At 67.8% G+C, this 1957-nt stretch carries 1 protein-coding gene; it reads right to left on the reverse strand.

All coding sequences use genetic code 11. The features are described from left to right. Nucleotides 1-52 precede the first annotated feature (52 nt). Nucleotides 53-1957: acetate--CoA ligase (acs, locus tag AC07M1_RS19370; RefSeq protein WP_495164281.1), on the reverse strand; the 1905-nt coding region annotated here is incomplete at its 5' end.

Here is a 1957-nt window from a genome sequence, read left to right on the forward strand (position 1 = left end):
GGCGCGGGGATCACCCCCCGCGCCGTTCTTCATGTCTGCGATCCCGCGCGGTTCAGCCGAGGCGGTTAGCCACCAGATCGTCGACCACCGACGGATCGGCGAGGGTGGAGGTGTCGCCGAGGGATGATGTGTCGCCCTCTGCGATCTTGCGCAGGATACGGCGCATGATCTTGCCCGAGCGGGTCTTGGGGAGGCCCGGCGCGAACTGGAGCGCGTCAGGGGTCGCGATCGGGCCGATCTCGGTACGGACCCATTTGACCAGCTCGGCGCGCAAGCCGTCGTCGGCGGTGCAGCCGGCGTTGAGCGTGACATAGGCGTAGATGCCCTGGCCCTTCACGTCATGCGGCATGCCGACGACCGCCGCCTCCGCCACCTTGGGATGCAGCACCAGCGCGCTCTCGACCTCGGCCGTGCCCATGCGGTGGCCGCTGACGTTGATCACGTCGTCGACCCGCCCGGTGATCCAGTAATAGCCATCCTCGTCGCGCCGGCAGCCGTCGCCGGTGAAGTATTTGCCCGGATAGGTGGTGAAATAGGTCTGGAAGAAGCGTGCATGATCGCCCCACACGGTACGCATCTGACCCGGCCAGCTGCGTGCGATGACGAGGTTACCCTCGGTCGCGCCGTGCAGGACGTTGCCCTCGGCATCGACCAGCTGCGGATCGACCCCGGGCAGCGGCCGCGTGGCACTGCCGGGCTTGAGGTCGGTCGCACCCGGCATCGGCGCGATCATCGCCCCGCCGGTCTCGGTCTGCCACCAGGTGTCGATGATCGGGCAACGGCGCTCGCCCACCACCTCATGATACCAGCGCCACGCCTCCGGGTTGATCGGCTCGCCCACCGTGCCGAGCAGCCTGAGCGACTTGCGACTGGTCTTGGTCACGAAGTCGTCGCCGTCCTTCATCAGCGCGCGCAGCGCGGTGGGCGCGGTGAAGAGGGTGTGGACCTTGTGCCGATCGACCACCTGCCAGATGCGGCTGGCATCGGGCCAGTTGGGCAGGCCCTCATACATCAGCGTCGTCGCGCCATTGGCGAGCGGGCCGTAGAGGATGTAGCTGTGCCCGGTGACCCAGCCGATATCGGCGGCGCACCACCACACGTCGCCGGGGCGATAGTCGAAGCACAGCTCGTGCGTCAGGCTCGCCCACAGCAGATAGCCCGCGCTGGTGTGGAGCACGCCCTTGGGCTGGCCGGTCGAGCCCGAGGTATAGAGGATGAACAGCGGATCTTCCGCGCGCATCGTCTCGGCCGGGCAGTCGGTGGACACACCCGCCGCCGCCTCGTGGTACCAGATGTCGCGGCCTTCGCTCATCGAGACATGGCCGCCGGTCGCCTTGACCACGATCACCTTCTCGAGCGCGGGCGCGCGCTCGGCGGCTGCGTCGACATTGGCCTTCAAGGGAATGCGCTTGCCGCCGCGGCGGCCTTCATCGGCGGTGATCACCACCGAGCTGTCGCAATCGGTGATGCGGCCGGCCAGCGCCTCGGGCGAGAAGCCGCCGAACACCACCGAATGGATCGCACCGATCCGCGCGCAGGCGAGGATCGCGAACGCCGCCTCGGGGATCATCGGCATGTAGATGGTGACGCGGTCACCCTTCGCGACGCCCTGACCCTTCAGGACATTGGCGAAGCGGCAGACCTCGGCATGAAGCTCGCGATAGGTGAAGCGGCGCGGCTCTTCCCGGGGATCGTCCGGCTCCCAGATGATCGCGAGCGCGTCGCCACGCGTCGCCAGATGCCGGTCGAGGCAATTGGCCGCGACGTTGAGCTTCCCGTCCGCGAACCACTCGATCCGGAAATCCGCCTCGTCGAACGACCAATCCCCAGCCAGCTCAGGTCGCTTCACCCACTCCAGACGCTTCGCCTGATCCAGCCAGAAACTCCCGGGATCGGCGATCGAGCGCCCATAGAGCCGCTCATACCCCGACGCGTCGTAACGCGCCTCCTTCGCCCA

This window comes from Sphingomonas sp. GW821-FHT10C01 (assembly GCF_059415525.1).